Genomic DNA, 17,789 nt, shown 5'->3' on the forward strand with positions numbered 1-17,789 from the left:
CGGAATACGACATGGTGGAAGCAAGGTGTTCCATTTTAATCTGATGCTCGTGGGGTCGGAGCTTGAGTTCAGGCTTCAAGACCAAGGTATCGGGGTTCGCACAATCGTTAATGGTTTTGGACTGAAAACAATGAGAGAACGCGTTGAACAATTGGGAGGCAGCTTGACGGTGGATTCCAGACCCGGTCAAGGTTGTCTGCTTCGGATTAATTTGCCTTACCAAAAGCAATGGATTGGGGAAAAGGAATGGAAAAAATCACGATTGTAGTGGCTGACGACCAGCTGTTAACACGCGAAGGGCTACGGACGATACTGGATCTGGAAGACGACATGGAGGTTGTAGGGGTAGCCAAGAACGGGGAAGAAGCTTGTGAATTGGCGGATGCCCTCCAACCAAAACTTGTACTGCTCGATATTCAAATGCCCGTCATGGATGGAATCCAAGCGCTGAAGCATATAAAACAGAGCCATCCGGATATCTTTATTCTTATTTTAACTACGTTCATTGAGACGGATTACATCGTAGAAGGAATGGCGCACGGAGCGAACGGATACATGTTAAAGGATATGGATGCGGATAAAATGATTGCATCGATTCGGGATACGATTGCGGGACAGTTCATTCTTCCTGCTCCGGTTGCTGCTAAATTGGCGGCAAGAATGAACAGAATGTCAGAAGGGCATTCTGGTATGCTAAGAAATCGGTTGGATCGAATCCGGTTGACCGAAAGGGAAGAAGAACTGGCAAGACTGATGGTCCAAGGGTTGAACAACCGGGAAATCGCAGATATGCTGCATATTGCGGAAGGCACAGCCCGTAATTACATTAGCAATCTCTATAGTAAATTGGAGGTTGTCGATCGGGCACAGGCTATCGTCCGGCTTCAGGCGATGTTGTGAACATTGGTAAACGAGAATTCACCAGTTGAGTTTTTACTTGTGACCATTGTTTTTATTCTTGCTAAACTAATCAATAGAAGTAATAATTAAGGCGATACCGTTGAACACGAATCTTTCGGACGGAGTCATACTTCCATTTTTTGAAAAGGAATTAGAAATGAAAGGTACAAACCAATCTTTGACAGGGCTTAGAGGTCTGCTTTCCTTATCTGTCGTTATCTATCATATATTCGGTTCAGCCATACTAGAAGGATATCTGCCGGAGGTTGCAAAGGAATCCCCTCTGTATTGGATCAACTATGCCGGACCTATCTCAGTTAACTTATTTTTCGTGATCAGTGGATTATTAATTACGCAAAGTCTGCTGAACAAGCGAACATTGGGGCAATTTGCTCTTAATCGTATTTGGCGTATCTATCCCGTGTTTATTACGATCCACATCATTATTTTCGCTGTAGGTCCCTTTATCGGATACAAATGGATGGATGGCATTGGATTCGTAGATTATATTACTAACTTCATAACGAATGCACTGTTACTTCCCGGCATTTTTCCTTTGCCTATCGCTCAGATTGTTGCATGGTCATTAAGTTATGAGTTGTTTTTTTATATCATTGCGGGCTTGGCTTGGTTTGGTTATCGTAATGAGAGACTTTCTATGGTTTCTAAATGGGTTCTGTATGCTTTAGTCATCGGGTTGAGCATAGTCATTGTGGTTTATCACAGTAATTTCCTGTTTTTTGCAGTAGGTGTTCTGCTCTTTATATGTCAAAATAAGCTGCGAAATAGGTGGAAGCCTAATAAGATCTTTTATTTCAATGGATTGATATGTTTCATACTCATGTATGTCGCTTATCATAAACTTACTGTGCCAATTGCTGTCGCTCTCCTGTTAAGCTTCCTGTTGTTTATTCCAATCATTAAGGAATATGGGTTATTATCTCGCGTTCTTCGTACTGGTTTTATGAATTATTTAGGCAGGATTAGCTATAGCTTGTACATGTGGCATACGATGGTTATGTTTCCGTTAAAAATCTTTGTTCCTAAACTTAGTAGTATGATTGGCAGTTCATCTTTGTCCTTTGCGATATATGCAGTCTTATCCCTTTTCTTATCCCTTGTCGTTTCACATCTATCCTATCAATTTATAGAACAATGGCTAACAGGTCAACTAAAGTTACGGATCAGAAGAAAAGATATTCCTGTAGAAACCGGAGTAATCATGAAGACAAGTTGATCGTCGATTTGCATTTAAATTAATTGTAATTATTAAACTTAGTATGTAAAAATAAGTAATTCGGACTTCTTTAATTAGAAGTCCTTTTTTGTTTCATTCATGGTTATCCCTTGTCATTATTTCTCGGGAAATAGCATCTGCTAGCGAATGATCCGAAATAAATAGTAGTTTCATCCAAATCATTCCATTAAAATAGGACTGTTGAATCAACAATCTAGGGGGATACAAAATCAGATGAGCGCATTACAGCTACGACACGTGCAGAAGACATCCGGCAGTACCGTATTAATTCCACACATCAACCTTGAGGTGAGCGCAGGTCAATGCGTTGCCATTCAATGCAATCACGAATTAGGACATCAATTGCTGCTAGCCATGATCGGGCAGACGCCGATATCGGAGGGCTCCATCCGGATTCAGGGAGAGGCGCTGACACCGGAACATACACGGAATATTAGAGGAAAAATAGGGATTCAGCTGTTATCGGATACGGCATACGAGCGTCTGAAGGTTCGTGAATTTCTCCATTTTTATGCTCGTCTCTATGAGACGAAGCCGGACATGGAGCTGTTAATGCAGCGTTTAGGACTAGCAGAGAAGCAAAACAGCCGGGTGTTGCAGTTGACGCCTTCGGAATTGCGCCGATTGTCCATCGCACGTGCACTCGTACATAATCCGCCGGTTTTGCTCATGGAAGACCCGGAGCAAAATGTCGATCTTGAGACAAGTTATATCATTCTTAATCTGATACCGGCTCTAATAGAGGAAGGCAAAGCGATCGTCATCACGACCATGGTGCTGGAACAGGCCATATCGATGACCAATGATGTGTATTTATATAGCCATGCCGGTTTTAAAAAACTGGAGACGGCTGAAGAAGAGTTGGATCTCCTTAGCGATAGAGATGAAAATCAAAAGACATTCCATTCAATAGAGGTAGAGGACCAGGAAAGTATAAATACAGCAGCGGATTCCCGGATTGAAAATATAATGCCCGCTGAGGCTGCTGCGGAGACTGTAATTCAAGAAACAGAAGCACAGGCTCCGTTGACTGCGCCTAAGACCGCAACAGAAACGGAATCCGCCGAGGCTAAGCCCAAATCCGCCGAGCTAAGCGCTTTCCCTGATCATTCGCAATCTTCCGAAACCTTTGACGAAGCCGGGACTGGAGGACAATCGGTCCCCGCGGGAGCTCAAGTGCCGGCCTTCGTCCAGCCCGTACGCTTCGAGAAGATTCCGGCCAAGGTGGGGGACAAGCTGATTCTGTTTGATCCGACAGAAATTGATTATATCGAGAGCCATGAAGGCGTCGCGAATCTCCATGTCCTCCAAGGGATCTATGCCTGCTCCATGTCGTTAAGCGATCTGGAAGGGAGGCTCAAGGGGTTCGGCTTCTATCGCTGTCACCGCTCGTACCTTGTGAATCTGCAGAAGGTCCGTGAAGTCATCACATGGACACGGAACAGCTACAGTTTAATTCTGGACGACCATTCCAAGAGTTCCATCCCGTTATCCAAAGGCAAATACGATGAGCTAAAAAAGATCATTGGCATTTGATTTGCGTTGCATTCATCCGAATGTTTGCTCCGTTCAAGGCTGATATTGCAGGTTTCGATAGCGGATATACTCCTTTCATCCCTATTATAATGCGGCGTTTTCGACGTTACCTTAACATGAAGGGTGTAAGGCGACAACGACAACCTGAAGGGATGGATCAAACGTGCAACCAATCATTGAAGTCAATCAGCTGCTGAAAGCTTTCGGAAATAAGAGTGCGTTACAGCATATACAATTTAATGTTTATCAAGGCGAAATATTCGGATTCCTGGGTCCAAGCGGATCGGGCAAAACAACGACCGTGAAGATCCTGACTTCCCAATTGCTGCCAACCTCCGGCACCGTGAAGGTGTTCGGTCAACCTATAAATAAAATGAACGATGCCATCCATAAGCGCCGGATCGGGATACTGACCGATAACAGCGCATTATATGAGAGACTCACCATTCAAGACAATCTGGAACTGTTCTGCAGGCTGTATGACGTGGAATCGAAACGGATTGCCGAGGTGCTGGAAGAGGTTAATCTGGCCAATGATCGTCAGACGATGGTGAAAAAGCTCTCCAAAGGGATGAAACAGCGAGTGATGCTGGCACGTGCTATTCTCCACAAGCCGGATCTGTTATTCCTGGACGAGCCGACGTCAGCGTTGGACCCGGTTAACACCCTTCATATTCATGAGGGCCTGCGGAAATTGAATCGGGAAGGAACCACCATTTTTCTGACGACCCACAATATGATGGAAGCGGAGAGCCTCTGTGATCGCGTAGCCTTTATCCATGATGGCGTGATCAAAGCGATCGATACCCCGCAGCAACTGCGGCTGGCGCATGCCGATCAATCGATGACGGTTCTGGTGAAGGGCGAGGGCAAGCGGGTGCTGCAGCAGAATGAAGAGAGCGCGCAGCGCATCGGACAATGGATGCTGGAAGGCAGGCTGTTATCGATCCATTCCAATGAACCGACGTTAGGCGATATTTTCGTAAAAATGACTGGGAGGGAATTGCAATGACATTTTCCATGAAGAGACTGCAAGCCATCATAAACAAAGAGTGGAAAGATAGTATCCGCAACCCGCAAATCCTGTTGATGATGGGAATGCCGATCATGTTTGCCTTCCTGTTCAGCAAGATGGGGGGCGATGGGACAAAGGGCAATGACATGATGATCTTGAGCTTCCCGATTCTGCTGGCCTTATCGATGACAGGCGCATTCGTGCTGGCGATGATGGTGGCGGAAGAGAAGGAAAAGCATACCCTGCGCGTATTGATGCTCTCGCCTGCGAGCACAACCGAGATTCTGATGGGCAAAAGCTTCCTCACCTTCGTATTGACCCTGATCGCGGTGGTCGCTTCGGTAGCCGTTTCGGAGGTGCCGGAGGTCAACTGGGGAATTCCGTCCCTGCTGATTCTCGTCTCGCTCGTCATGTTCATTGCGCTTGGTTTAATCATCGGCTTGATGTCACGTACCGTACAGGAGTCCTCCATTATCGGTTTGCCGGTACTGATTGTCTTCGTTATGGGCCCGATGTTCGCTCCCATGTTAGGCAATGAATGGATCATGAGCATCGTGGATTACTTGCCTACGCAGAAGTTTATCGATGTGATGGGCAGCGTCAGCCAAGGTGCCGCTATCAGCGAAATGACCCAGGATCTGCTGATCTGTGCAGGATGGTCGGCCATCTCCATCGTTGCAGCTGCCGCGGTGTACAGCCGTAAACGGTTCGATCGATAGCGCTGGCTGTCGTCGGTACCGGCCATTAGGTCCAATTAAAAAAGGTCTTTCCCAAAGCGAACCGGGGAAGACCTTCTTGCCGTTCAAACTTCCCTCAACCGGATCCGGCGACCGCAATGCCGCTGAAGGAGACCGGACCGCTGAGCAGCAGTGAATTTTCGCCGGGGGAGACTATATAGAGAGTATACCGGATCCATCCTTGGTTAACGACCGCGGCGGGAGGGAAATCACCGGCCGTCAGGGAGATGGGAAACATATTGAACGAGAGGTTCCCGGGATCGACGACCTGCTCGTAAATGATCGTTCCGGAACCCGGCGTTCCGCTGCCGTCTCGCTCAATCAATAGAGTCATGGAGGAAGGCGCTGCCTCGGTTGTGGCCGGACGTAACAAGGATACCGTGCCGGACAGCCATACGCGCACGTCCGTGACGTTGACCGTTCCAAGCGCCGGGATGGTTTGAAGTCCGATATCTCCGATAAGGAGCGGCTCGGAAATATCGATGGGTTCACTATCGCTGGCCCGCATCGGCATATGGACGGATAGACGCATGTCCAACAATTGAATCGGCATGGAGAGAAAACACCTCCTTTTAGGATAGTATATGATCCGCTTCATCGAAGGTGTGCCAATCTGCAAGTGTTCGGTCCATCTGCGGCCGTCCGGTGGCCAAGTCCATAGAAAAGGCAGCCTCCTGGGCCGGGAAGGGCCAAGGGGCTGCCGAGAGCATGATTATTCGAATGTGATAAGCCCCGTGGTATGAAGCAGCACCAGAAATACGAGAACCGGCGCAATATAACGGAGCATGAACAGCCATACCCGGAACCAGCCTGCTTTAAGACCAGCGGCATCTGCCGCCTTCTTCCAGAAGTATCCCGCGAAGATGGTGGTGATCAGGCCCCCGACCGGAAGCAGGATGTTGGATGTGATGAAATCCAGCCAATCAAAGAAATTTTTGCCGCCGATATCGGTAAGTCCTGGCACGATGCCGAATGACAACGCGGAGGGTAAGCCGACCAGCAGAACCAGTGAGCTGATAACCACAACGGCTTTGGTGCGTCCCCAATGCCAGCGGTCCATGACATACGAGGTCGGAACCTCCAGCAAGGAGACCGCGGAGGTTAAAGCGGCGATGGCTAGAAGGACGAAGAACAATCCTCCGAAAAAAGCACCCAGCGGCATGGCCGAGAAGGCAGCCGGCAAGGCAATGAAGACAAGGGAAGGGCCGGCATTCGGCTCGATCCCGAACGAAGCGGTTGTCGGGAATATGATAAGCCCGGCAATAAATGCATAGATCAGGTCGCCTGCGCCGATGGCGAGGGTAGCCGGACCAAGGGATTGCCGCTTATCGACATAAGCCCCGTAGGTCAACAGAATCCCCATCCCAAGCGAGAGGGAGAAGAAGGCATGTCCCAGCGCGACGAGTGCCGCTTCCGGGCTCAGCTTCGAGAAGTCAGGATTCAAGAAGAACGATACCCCTGCTCCGGCCCCTGGCAAGGTTACCGCACGGATCATTAACACAATTAACAGAATGATCAGTCCCGGGATCAGGACCTTGTTGAATTTTTCGATTCCGCCGGAGATGCCTTTGGCCACTACCCATCCTGTGATCGCAATAGCGACAATCTGCCAAATGATCGGCATGTAGCCTTCGGTAAACGCGGTGAATTGACCGCCGAAATCGGTGTTGCTGTACAGATTGCCGCTAAACGACATGACGGCATAATGAAGCGTCCAGCCTGCCACAATGACATAGAAGGTCAGGATGAGAAACGGCGCGATAACCTGGAGCAATCCAAGCTGTCCGAAGACTTTCGGTCCGCCCGCTTTAACGAAGGAAGTCGCGGCACTCCCGCGGCCGGCTCGTCCGATGGCAAGCTCCGCCAGTAGGACGGGCAAACCGATCACGATGAGACAGATAATGAAGAGCAGGAAGAAAGCTGCGCCGCCGTGTTCTCCCGTAATGTACGGGAACTTCCACATGTTTCCGAGGCCGACAGAGCTCCCGATCGCGGCCAGGATGAATCCAGCAGAGGAAAAACGATCGCTTTTCCCCGGTGAAGCTGGGTTGTTAAGCTGAGATTTCATAGATGTTCCCCCAGTTGTTTAAAGTTAAGTTCCTCTATTATATTTCATGTGCTGCCAGAAAGGCATAAGCAATTTTTCCTAAGGGATGAAGACCTGCATTTGTATTATGCTGCGAACACCAAGTTTTCAATACTAACATTAACCACGATTTGTAAATAAATAAACCTTAAACACCAAGTTTAAGGAAAGGAAGGGACTTTCCGATAGGAAAATAATCACAAATGCGCCTGATGGCAATGAAAGTTGGCAGGGGTTGACAAATACCTCTAAATAATATATCTTTATATTAAGATAAATAAACAAACAAATAACGGAAAAGAGGGATATCATGATCCAAAGCTTAACCCGGATTAACGAATTGGCACAAAAACAGCGGGAAGGAGTGCTCACTGCTGCGGAAAGAGCCGAACAGCAAGTTTTGCGCACGGAATACCTGCGCGAAATTCGCGGACAGGTGCTGAGCACCTTTTCGGGATTAAGCATCGTGGATCCCGCCGGTAATGACGTGACGCCTGAGAAACTTCGCAATGAGCAAAAGAACTGGAAAATCGAATAGCCATGACGATGTAAATGCTTTTACACAGCATGGTGAACATAGTGGAACAAGAAGAAGGATCGCCATGACATGGCGATCCTTCTTCTTTTATTTTTCTAACACCAAATATAAGTGGCGCCCTCTATCCAAACCGCTCCGTCTTATACCACTTGGATTCCCTGCCCGTAATCTTGTCCACGATCATGGAGTAAAACGCCTTAATGGAGATGACGAGGAACAGCTGAGCGTAGGTGAAGTACGACACGCAGGATAGAATGAAGTTGCGCGTGGTGCTTTGGCCGATGTCCGTTGCGAGCGCCAGGTTAATCTGCAGGACGTAGATGTAATACATTAAGGCCCAGGCAATGACGAGATACATGTAGACATCCCCTTCAAACCGGAAAGGGGAGACGACGGCCGGATTAAACAGCGCGATGATCTGATACACGATATTGGCGATAAATATAATATCCGAGATGATGATGGCAATCATAAACCAGAAGTAACTGGCCGCGTAATACAGCACATGCAGCTTAATCCGCCAGCTGCTCCGGTCGAACAGATGATGAATATTATCCGTGACGACGCTGTAGTTGCCTTTGGCCCAGCGTTCGCGCTGCTTCATGTACACCTTCAGATCCTCGGGCTCCTGCTGATAAGCTTCGGCTTGGGGAGCCAGGGCAATCAGCTGCCCTCTCGTCAGGATCTCGAACGAAATCGCGGTATCTTCGGTGATCGCATGCTCATCCCATCCGCCGATGTCCTGAATGAGCGCGGTTTTCACGATAAAGTTCGTGCCGGGAATGGTACCCAGCTTAAATAGCTGCCATAACCCGGTATGATGCACGCGCTGAATGGTCACCAGCTCCAGATTGATGCAGCGGGACAGGAAATTCTGCCCGCGGTTTCGGGCCTTGTTGCGTCCGAAGACGGCCCCGTAGCGTTCGGGCTGCTCCATCGCCTTCTGCGTGAGGAACAACAGCGCATTTTTCTCGGGAGCGGCGTCCGCGTCGTAGACACAGATCCATTCGCCGGTTGCCTGCTTGAGCGCGTCGTTCAAAGCGCCCGATTTGCCGCCGGTTCCCGTTCTCTCCAGGATCTGAAAGTCGCGGTCCCGGTAACGCTCATTCGCTTTCAGCGCTTGTAACCGCTCGGCCGTATGATCCTTGCAATTGTCGGCGATGACAATCAGCTGCATTTTGTGGTGAGGGTAATTCATCTGCAAAATGTGCTCGACCGTTGCCTGGATGACCAATTCCTCATTGTGCGCGGGCACCATGACCGTCACGGTGGGATAATCCTCCAAATTGCCGGGATTCACCAGCTTCTGCCGGCTTTGTTTATGAATGAACACGATGGCGCCGGCCATGATAATAATCGACTCCAGTACGGCAATCCATATGCTGATGATGGAGATAACAAGGAAAAAGTCAGTCACTAAACTTCCCCCGATCGTACTTTCGTTTGATTTTCGAACGGAAGCTTAAGGTTGCGATCGTCAGGATCATGATGGCGGTGGAGAACACGATGCTGACCCCGATGCTGACCCCGATGCATAGAGGGATAAACCAATGGGTATACGACATCGGCTGCAAGCCTCCTTTTTCAAGGTGATGATAACTTCGTTAAATATATTCACCGATGAGGTCGGTCTCGGTATTACGTTCTAAAGCGGAGATGACATCATCGATCTGTTCGTATCGGCTGAACTGCTCTTTCTGGAATACGAGGCCGCCGGCTCTTACCACTAGCTTGAGGGACATGCCTTTTTTATCCCGGAAGGGGACGTTCATCATGGCGACTTTGATGCGGTCCATGAGGCTTTTGAGGTATTCCGGCTTGGTGAGCGGACATAGAATGATAAACCGCCCTTCGCCGATGGAGAACTTATAGTCTTCGTAACGGATCTGCTTCTGAATCGTATTGGACAATTCCACAATCAGCCTGGCAAAGCGGTGGGAGCCGACGTTTTCTCTGGTCAGGGGGAGGAAATCGAGCTTGAACATCATAATGCAGAATCCGTATTGATCGGAGTACCGGTTTGCCAGATTTGCTTGTTTCACCAGCGTGCTTTCAAAAGCCTCCTTGCTGCCGAGCGAGGTATCGATGTCGATGTCCGGGTTGGTTTTCCTCAGTTGCTCGAGACGGCGGATAAATCTTCGGCTTCGCACGAGGGCCAGCTTAATGAAGACGGCAATGGCGGTATTGGCGGGCAGCAGCAAAATCCAGGACAGCGTAAGCGCGTGGATTGGAGCCAGCGTGGACAACCAGACGAAATACGTGACCAAATACACAAAAACGGCAACCGTCGAAACGCCGACCGGCAGAAAGAACCCGATAAGTAAAGCGGCCAGCGAGCCGGCGCTAAACATAAATTCCATGAAAGTAAAACTTTGGTTTACATGGATGTGCCAAAATAATAACGCCTGCTGGACGATGGCAAGAGCAATCAGCAGAAAATAACCGAATTCGACGCGACGTAAAGGGGTGGATTTTTTCATGTGTTTCCCTACTTTCTAAGCTCTTGAACCTTTTACGTTTGTGGTGAGGTCATCCCATATGTTATTTAAAAATTACCCAAATGTCGATAGATTTATCGTACCTTGTCCACAATGTTCATATTGGATCGCGAACGCAGCGTTCGTTGACCCTCAAACTCTCCGATAAACTGCCCCTTTTAGAGATCGGGATCTATAGGATAGAGTAGGATTAGGGCGTCTTGATGTCACAGACGGTAGTGTTCATCTGTCTTATATGTGGTGTAGCTTACTGCCGACAATATACAGAGTAAGAAGGTGTGCCTGATGTTATGGGATCAAATCTATATCGAATACAAGCCGATGATGTTCGGCCTGGCCTACCGGATGCTGGGGAGTGCGGCGGATGCCGAGGACATCGTGCAGGATGTTTTTTCCCAATTCGTGCAGATGGATCGGGGAGAGGTGATAAACGAGAAGGCATATTTGGCCAAAATGACAACGAACCGCTGCATCAACCTGCTGAAATCGTCCAGGCGCCAGCGCGAAACGTATACCGGCCCCTGGCTGCCGGAGCCGATGCCGGATTATGACATGATAAAGCGGTCCGATCCTGCGGAACGCCGCGAGAATATCGGCTATGCCTATCTGGTGCTGCTCCAACGCCTGACGCCGCTGGAGCGTGCCATCTATATCGCCAAGGATACGCTGGGTCTCGAATATCATGAAATCTCGGAGATGCTTGGCAAGACGGAGATCAGCTGCCGCAAGACCTTCAGCCGTGCCCAGCAAAAAATGGGCCGACATACGGAGAGGGCGGTGGGAGAAGGGACCCGTACGGAAAAGCAGGAACGCTTCGTTGAAGCCTTCCTGCGGGCGTCCGATATGGGTAATTTTAAACCGCTGCTCTCTTTCCTGAAGGAAGAGGTTACGCTGCTGTCGGATGGCGGCGGCAAAGCGAAAGCAGCCATCAATCCGATACTGGGCGTGAAGCGGGTACGGGCTTTCTTCGAGGGATTGTCTGCCAAAGGCTCGTTTCGGGAAGGGTTTGAATCCGTCTCCATCAATGGGGAGCCCGGTGTATTGCTGAAGCGGGAAGGCAGGGTCTCCATGGTGCTAACGGCAGAGTGGGAACCCGATTTGTCCCGCATCAGCCGGATCTTTCTTGTGGTCAATCCGGATAAATTGCAGCTGTTTAATCAAAACAGCCCGGGAACAGCCCTGTAGCAACGCCGATCCGGTTCCAGGCATTGATGGTCGTAATCGCCATGACCAGATCGACGAATTGCTTCTCGTCAAAATGCTTGCGCACGCGTTCGTATACCTCGGCGGGAACGCCGGCTTCGGACAGCTTGGTCACGCACTCCGTCAATTCGATGACGGCCTGTTCCTCATCGGAATAGATCGGCACTTCGCGCCACATTGGCAGAAGAAGGAGGCGGTCCACGCTCTCGCCCATGGAGAGCAGATCCTTCGAATGCATATCCACGCAGAAGGAGCAGCCGTTGATCTGGGACGCCCGGAGCTTAATGATCTCGTACAGCTTATGATCCAGTCCGCTTTTTTGGGCTGCTTGCTCCAGGGCTAGCAGGGTTTTGAAGGCTTCGGGATTGGCCGACCGGTAATTCATTCGCAGTTCCATGTTCAGTTCCCCTTTACGGTTGATGGTTGATGTTCACCAATATGACAGTCTGCCGCCCAGAATTGTGACATGTGAACGAAAAAAAAGAAGAAACCCTTCATTGACGGAGAACGAAACATCCGAAAGGGCGGCATTTCTAGGTAGAAATGCCGCTTCGGGTAACGTTTTCGTCCTCTGCATGGGGTTTCTTTATCGTTTATAACGCTGGATAGGTTTATTTTCCGGTTTTGAGCGGAATGCGCAGGACGTCGTCCCGCTTATGGGTGGTATAGTTCCAAATATAAACCTCGAGCTCGGTCTTGTCGAAATTCTTATACACGTCCATATGTTTATTGCTGTCATCGCCGAGCAGGCCGATGATGGCCGGCATGCCATAGTTCCGATCTTCGCCGTCCAGATAATAAGTCTGGTTGACGCCGCCGAACTCCGGGTCGGAGCTCAAGGATTCCACATAGAGGTTGTGGTCCTTCATGTAATAGGTCCACGTGATCGGATAGCCGGCGATGCTGGACGTTAAGGTCTGATGCTCAGCCGAAATATCGGTCAAGCGGATCGGATTCTTATCTCCGGCGAATTCGTCGACGCGGTGCTTGGCGACCAGAGACACGGGGCGGTTCGCCAGAGAGGCTGCATCCAGTCCGGTCATTTCAAAGCGCAGCTCCGTTTTCTTGGACTGGCCGGGCACATGCCACATGCTTCCGCTTAACAGCGTTCCGCCTACGTCCAGCTGATAGTCCATGTATGGAAAACGGGCATGCTTTTCCTTATGGGTCAGGATCAGCCGGACTTGGGTTGGCGTCACGATCATTTCATGGATCTTCGATTCGCCAGGCACCTGATCTACAGGGATATTCAGCACGTCCTTCCATGTGCCGTTGGCCATTTGTTTCTTGGATAGAGCCATATTCAAGCTCCAGGTATCATCGACGCTTTGCAGCGTGCGATCATAAGCCAACTGGAATGTCGTACCTTCCGCACGCAGGGAATCGGACTTGAATATTTGCTGGCTCAGGTATTCTCCGGTGGCTGCCGGAGTTCCGAAAGTAGAAGGTTTAACCTCCTTAATCATCTCATTCTTGTCATCGGCTGCTTGAATTCGCACCCAGCTTCTGCTGTTCATTTCAGGGTCCGTAAATCTAATGGCCGATTGAAGCAGGACATTGCCTTCGGCCTGCTCGAAGGACTGCAGGGTCACGCTGTCAATGCCATCCTTTTGAATGGGGAATACTTGCGTATTCGGGTTTTGAGGGTCGTAAGGGATGGACTGTTTTCCATCGCCGGTAAAACGAATATTCTCCATCGCAAACTCGATATCCGCGATCTGGCCCTCAGCAACCCAATCGGTCTCGAAATACCCCTGGAATACGCCTAACTCCTCGCTCCACTGATGCGAATAATGACCCTCGACGGAATGGCCTTCCTTATCTTTAAGCCCGATTCGATCAAAAGCGATTTGTTCGCCGGCCCGCTTCGAGCCAGGATCCAGGCTGTAGAGCAGGAACGTGCGGTTCTCATCGATAAACGCCGTGTGCACCGTTAGCGTGATGCCATCCTTCGTAACGGATTTCTCAATTGCCTGGCCAAGCCCTTGTTCTAGCGCAGTCTGGATCCCGGCCTTGTAAGACAGAAGATGGGACCAGTCATAATTCAAGGCTGCATAGACCGGCGTAGCCATCAGGGCGACGGATATCCCGGTAATGATCGCAATTCGCTTTCGCTTACGCGGACGAAGCGGAGTCGATTCCCCTCCGGCCACCTTCAATTCGTCCTGCTGTATGCTGCTCCACATCCGGTCAAAATCAGGATAAGACACGTTATTCGCTGTGTTCATCTGATTTTTCAGAGTATTCTCAAAACGTTCCAAATTGTTTCTCCCCCTTCAGCCAAAAGCCGTTATGATGCTCGAGCTTTTTGCGCATGATTTTCAATGCTTTGTGAAGCCTTGATTTAACCGTTCCTACAGGGATCTTCAACGTTTCGGCAATTTCCGCCATCGACAGCTCGCCAATATAGCGGAGCGTGACCACGGCCATCAGCTTGTCCGGGAGCTGCCGGAGCAGGCTCTCCCATTCCGCCGCCGCTGCTTTTTCCAATACGATGGTGTCCACGGATTTAACCGATGCCGCGGTCTGCTCGTGGAGCCAAGCGACCTGGCTTTGCTTTTCCCGCTGGGTCTGATTCCTTTTAAGCAGGTTCAGGCAGTGATTCATCGCGATGCGCATGATCCAGGCGCGTGTATGCTCTACGCTTCTCCAATCCTGGCGAAATACGGTGACGAATACGTCGTGGCAGAGATCTTCCGCATCTTGGGCGTTCCGCAGCATGTAGTAGCAGGTACGGTACACGTCCTTGTTGTATGAATCGAATAACTCGCGTTCCGTCAATCCAAGGCACTCCTTTCTTTGCGTTATGTCTAATAAACAAATGACCCTTGGAAAGGGTTCATATTTTTTTGCGGAGGTGGCCTTATAACGAAGGCGGAGACATTTTCTTATATTTTCGGATTGACTTCATTCTAACAAAAAAGAACATCTGCCCATCGTATAAAACGTAGGGCAGATGTTCTATGGATATTTGTAAGATAGGGTGCCGCTGACAGGCTCGTTAGAACCGTAGATTAAGCATATTACAGAGGGTTATCACTAGATCGCTGGCGGCTTAAGCTATGCGGAACCAGCTGATCTGTACCTCGCCTTTCATGATCAGGAAGACGTCGGACCGTCCTGCTAACCCCGTCAGATCGGCCTGAACCGTCGTCCAGGCCTGGCGCCCTCCGGTCGGCAGGACCCTGCAGCTTCCGGCTGCGGGGCCATCCGGGCTGCCGGTCGTAACGACGATGTCGCCGCCCTTGATATGTCCGCTCACCCTGGCCTCGAACGTGGCCGGAGAATCGCCGAGATCGGCGTCATGGAAGGCGATCCATCCCGAGTCGCCGATTAAACGGATGCTTTCGCCGCCTTCGCGGCATTCATCGAGGAAGACACCCTGGTAGTCGTCATAATTCACTGCTCGAACAGGCTCCCGCAGCGTGCGTGGCGGGATCGTTTCTCCTTCGACTTGAAGGACTGCGGTGACCGGCAGCCGGCCGGAGGATGGTCCAGCCATGAGCGTATAGGTCCCGCTTTCCACGCAGTAGCGCTCCCGGGTGACATCCCAGAAGGCCAGATCCTCGGCTTTGAGCTGAAAGGTTACCGTTTCCGAAGCGCCTGGAGCCAGATGAACGCGGCGGAAGCCCTTCAACGTTTTGAGAGGACGAATGACGCGGGAGGAGTCAGCCTTCACATACAGCTGAACCACCTCATCCCCGGCCAGCTGGCTCTCGTTCCTAACCGCAACGGTGACGGTTACGCTGCCTTCGGCCGTGATCTGCGGACGGCTAAGCGATAGACCGCTGTATTGGAAGCGGGAATAGCTGAGGCCGTGACCGAACGGGTACAGTACATCCCCCTCGAAATATTGATAGGTCCGCTTCCCTTTGATAATGTCGTAATCCATGATGTCCGGAAGCTGTTCGGTTGACTTATACCACGTCATGTTTAAGCGGCCGCCCGGATTATAATCTCCGTACAGAACGTCGGCCACCGCGTGGCCCAGCTCCTGCCCGGCGTGAGACGTAAAGAGGATGGCCGGCACATGCTCCTGTTCCCAGTTCACCGCGAACGGATACCCGCCTACGATGACCACCACCGTATGGGGATTAGCTTCGAACACCGCCTGTATCAAGGCCTGCTGTGCAGGCGGAAGGGTGATGTCGGGTCGGTCGATCGTTTCCTTGCCGTTAATGAACGGGCTGTTTCCCACGAAGACGATGGCGGTTTCAGCCGATGCTGCCGCTGCAGCGGCTTCAGCGATGCCGTCCTTTACCGTTTCGATGGTAAACGGCGTTCCCGTTTCCTCGATGCCGCCAACAACAAGCCGGCCATGCTCATCGAGCAGGATCGGTTTGCCTTCCCAGTTTTTCATCAGGAAGCTTCCATCCGGCAACGCTTCGAAGCCGAAAGCCTCCTTCACGAACCAGCCGCGAGCTTCGTCGGCCGCTGCTTGCAGTCCCGTCTCCGTTTCGGTTACGAATTTGCCGCTGCCGACCAGGCGGAGCGTGACAGAGCCCCAGCCCCAGTCGTTTCGCTCGAATACGGCGGCATCGGCGGATGCTGACGTGCCTGCAAACAGGATGCCCTGCTCCTCGGAAGACAGGGCGACATACGTGCCGCTGACGGCAGAACGAAGGCGCACCTGATCCAATCCCGTATGGAATTGAACGTTGCGGTCTCCCGCTTTGGCCTGCACGCCCTGAAGCGGCGTAATCCGGTAGGGAGGCGTGCCGCTGTACCAATCCGTGAACGCTTCGTTGGCGAGCGGTCCGATCACGGCCGCGGATTTGAACGGATCACGCGGAAGGGGCAGCAAACCGTCATTCTTCAGCAGCACAATCGACTCACGGGCGGCTCGAAGAGATAATTCGGCATGCTCCGGCGCGCAGAGCTTCGTCTCCGGTACGCGGCTGTAGGGATTCCGCTCCTCCGGGTCGAATTCGCCAAGGCGGAAGCGGACGCGGAAGGTATTGCGGAGGGCATGGTCCAGATGCTGCTCCTCAAGCAATCCTTGCTCCAAAGCATCGCGGAGAGCGCGGAAGGAGATGTCCTGATCGTCGGTGATGCTGTCGATTCCGGCTTTGACGGAACCCGCAACGGCCTCTGCGTAGGAAGCGACATAATGATGGTCCATGACGGTACCCAGCACGTCACCCGCGTCCCCTACTACGAATCCGTCCATGCCCCATTCCTGCTTGACGATATCGTTCACTTCATGGTTCAGGTTGCACGGCGTACCGTTGATGCCGTTATACGCGGTCATCATGGAACCGGCTTTCCCTTCCCGGAACGGAGCCTCGAAAGCTTTCAGATAATATTCGCGTTTGTTCCTCGGATCGATGCTTACCGAGGCGCTGCCGCGGTCGGCTTCATTGTTATTGCCGTAGAAGTGCTTCAGGGTAGCTACCGTTTTGTAGTAGAAGGGATGGTCTCCCTGCATGCCCTTCACCAGCCCGGTGGATAGCTCCCCGGTCAGGTGCGGGTCTTCCCCGTAGGCTTCTTCCGTTCGTCCCCACCGGGGGTCGCGTTCCAGATCCACTGTCGGCGCCCAGATGGTCAGTCCGTTGATGGCCCGGTCGCGCTGGTAATAGACCCGGGCTTCCTCTGCGATGACCGAGCCGATTTCACGCATCAGCTCGGGATTCCACGTGCACGCAAGTCCGGTGTTTTGCGGAAAGACGGTCGCTTCGCCAAGCCATGCCACGCCGTGGGCGCCTTCGGTGCCATGCTTATATTTTTGCACGCCGAGACGGGGGATTTCCGTCTGGTATTGGCACATTAATTCGATTTTTTCGTCCAAGGTCAATCGGGTTACCAGATCGTGAACCCGCTCTTCCAGCGGTAGATCCGGATCCTGGAACGGATATTTCATGAGCAAAACCTCATTTCTAAGCAGAGTTGGAATGGAAACGCTCTCAGATATACATGCAAAAAGTGTGCGTTTCCCTTAAACCGTTAAATCAACTCCATCATAGCGCGCAAGGCGGAGTCATGATACACCGAGAATTAGCGCAGTTTTCATGTGGAAAT

The 17,789-nt window shown here is 51.1% G+C and carries 17 protein-coding genes; 8 read left to right on the forward strand and 9 right to left on the reverse strand.

Going from position 1 to position 17,789, the window contains the following annotated elements; genetic code table 11:
* Positions 1-43: 43 nt before the first annotated feature.
* The 6 genes from P0X86_RS33110 (at position 44) to P0X86_RS01735 (ending at position 5,428) form a co-directional block, all read left to right on the forward strand.
* Positions 44-268, forward strand: a complete 225-nt coding sequence (locus tag P0X86_RS33110) for an ATP-binding protein (protein ID WP_347177548.1) — start codon at positions 44-46, stop codon at positions 266-268.
* Entirely contained in the window at positions 247-900 is a 654-nt protein-coding gene (locus tag P0X86_RS01715) for a response regulator (RefSeq protein WP_213580002.1), read from the forward strand. The genes P0X86_RS33110 and P0X86_RS01715 overlap by 22 nt, the downstream gene beginning before the upstream one ends.
* Positions 901-1,000: 100 nt before the next feature.
* Positions 1,001-2,137 carry an acyltransferase family protein gene (locus P0X86_RS01720; protein WP_277747609.1) on the forward strand — a complete coding sequence of 379 codons (1,137 nt, stop codon included), beginning with the start codon at positions 1,001-1,003 and terminating at the stop codon, positions 2,135-2,137.
* A gap of 234 nt (positions 2,138-2,371) precedes the next feature.
* Complete coding sequence (locus P0X86_RS01725) at positions 2,372-3,694, forward strand: LytTR family transcriptional regulator DNA-binding domain-containing protein (protein WP_277747610.1); 1,323 nt, start codon at positions 2,372-2,374, stop codon at positions 3,692-3,694.
* Positions 3,695-3,857: 163 nt separating this feature from the next.
* Positions 3,858-4,706: an ABC transporter ATP-binding protein gene (locus P0X86_RS01730; protein WP_277747611.1), complete on the forward strand. Its 849-nt coding sequence runs from the start codon at positions 3,858-3,860 to the stop codon at positions 4,704-4,706.
* Positions 4,703-5,428, forward strand: a complete 726-nt coding sequence (locus tag P0X86_RS01735; RefSeq protein WP_277747612.1) for an ABC transporter permease — start codon at positions 4,703-4,705, stop codon at positions 5,426-5,428. Before P0X86_RS01730 ends, P0X86_RS01735 begins: the two co-directional genes overlap by 4 nt.
* Before the next feature lie 94 nt (positions 5,429-5,522).
* On the opposite strand, the gene P0X86_RS01740 is transcribed toward P0X86_RS01735, so the two are convergent.
* Together P0X86_RS01740 and P0X86_RS01745 are read right to left on the reverse strand one after the other, a co-directional pair.
* Complete coding sequence (locus P0X86_RS01740; protein WP_277747613.1) at positions 5,523-5,999, reverse strand: hypothetical protein; 477 nt, start codon at positions 5,997-5,999, stop codon at positions 5,523-5,525.
* 159 nt (positions 6,000-6,158) lie between these two features.
* Positions 6,159-7,514 carry a sodium-dependent transporter gene (locus P0X86_RS01745; RefSeq protein ID WP_277747614.1) on the reverse strand — a complete coding sequence of 452 codons (1,356 nt, stop codon included), beginning with the start codon at positions 7,512-7,514 and terminating at the stop codon, positions 6,159-6,161.
* A 328-nt stretch (positions 7,515-7,842) separates the two neighbouring features.
* Here P0X86_RS01745 and P0X86_RS01750 point away from each other — a divergent pair, with 328 nt between their 5' ends.
* Positions 7,843-8,070: a DUF896 domain-containing protein gene (locus tag P0X86_RS01750; RefSeq protein WP_012818607.1), complete on the forward strand. Its 228-nt coding sequence runs from the start codon at positions 7,843-7,845 to the stop codon at positions 8,068-8,070.
* Positions 8,071-8,191: 121 nt separating this feature from the next.
* Here the strand turns inward: P0X86_RS01750 and P0X86_RS01755 are convergent, their stop codons facing one another.
* The 3 genes from P0X86_RS01755 to P0X86_RS01765 are packed head-to-tail and all read right to left on the reverse strand — an operon-like array spanning position 8,192 to position 10,550.
* Positions 8,192-9,487, reverse strand: coding sequence for a glycosyltransferase family 2 protein (locus P0X86_RS01755; protein WP_277747615.1), 1,296 nt, complete (start codon positions 9,485-9,487; stop codon positions 8,192-8,194).
* Positions 9,480-9,635 carry a hypothetical protein gene (locus P0X86_RS01760; RefSeq protein WP_277747616.1) on the reverse strand — a complete coding sequence of 52 codons (156 nt, stop codon included), beginning with the start codon at positions 9,633-9,635 and terminating at the stop codon, positions 9,480-9,482. The genes P0X86_RS01755 and P0X86_RS01760 overlap by 8 nt, the downstream gene beginning before the upstream one ends.
* A 39-nt stretch (positions 9,636-9,674) precedes the next feature.
* Entirely contained in the window at positions 9,675-10,550 is an 876-nt protein-coding gene (locus P0X86_RS01765) for a GGDEF domain-containing protein (RefSeq protein ID WP_277747617.1), read from the reverse strand.
* 303 nt (positions 10,551-10,853) lie between these two features.
* Here P0X86_RS01765 and P0X86_RS01770 point away from each other — a divergent pair, with 303 nt between their 5' ends.
* Positions 10,854-11,753, forward strand: coding sequence for a sigma-70 family RNA polymerase sigma factor (locus P0X86_RS01770; RefSeq protein WP_277747618.1), 900 nt, complete (start codon positions 10,854-10,856; stop codon positions 11,751-11,753).
* Here the strand turns inward: P0X86_RS01770 and P0X86_RS01775 are convergent.
* From P0X86_RS01775 to P0X86_RS01790, 4 genes are all read right to left on the reverse strand, one after another.
* Entirely contained in the window at positions 11,722-12,168 is a 447-nt protein-coding gene (locus tag P0X86_RS01775; RefSeq protein WP_277747619.1) for a carboxymuconolactone decarboxylase family protein, read from the reverse strand. The two genes, P0X86_RS01770 and P0X86_RS01775, sit on opposite strands and share 32 nt — an antisense overlap.
* Before the next feature lie 214 nt (positions 12,169-12,382).
* Positions 12,383-14,032, reverse strand: coding sequence for a DUF4179 domain-containing protein (locus P0X86_RS01780; protein WP_277747620.1), 1,650 nt, complete (start codon positions 14,030-14,032; stop codon positions 12,383-12,385).
* Complete coding sequence (locus P0X86_RS01785) at positions 14,019-14,552, reverse strand: RNA polymerase sigma factor (protein ID WP_277747621.1); 534 nt, start codon at positions 14,550-14,552, stop codon at positions 14,019-14,021. The genes P0X86_RS01780 and P0X86_RS01785 overlap by 14 nt, the downstream gene beginning before the upstream one ends.
* Positions 14,553-14,826: 274 nt before the next feature.
* Entirely contained in the window at positions 14,827-17,631 is a 2,805-nt protein-coding gene (locus tag P0X86_RS01790) for a glycoside hydrolase family 3 protein (RefSeq protein ID WP_277747622.1), read from the reverse strand.
* Positions 17,632-17,789: the final 158 nt, after the last annotated feature.

Source organism: Paenibacillus sp. BR1-192, from assembly GCF_029542445.1.
In the GTDB taxonomy this organism is placed as follows: domain Bacteria; phylum Bacillota; class Bacilli; order Paenibacillales; family Paenibacillaceae; genus Paenibacillus_AQ; species Paenibacillus_AQ lautus_A.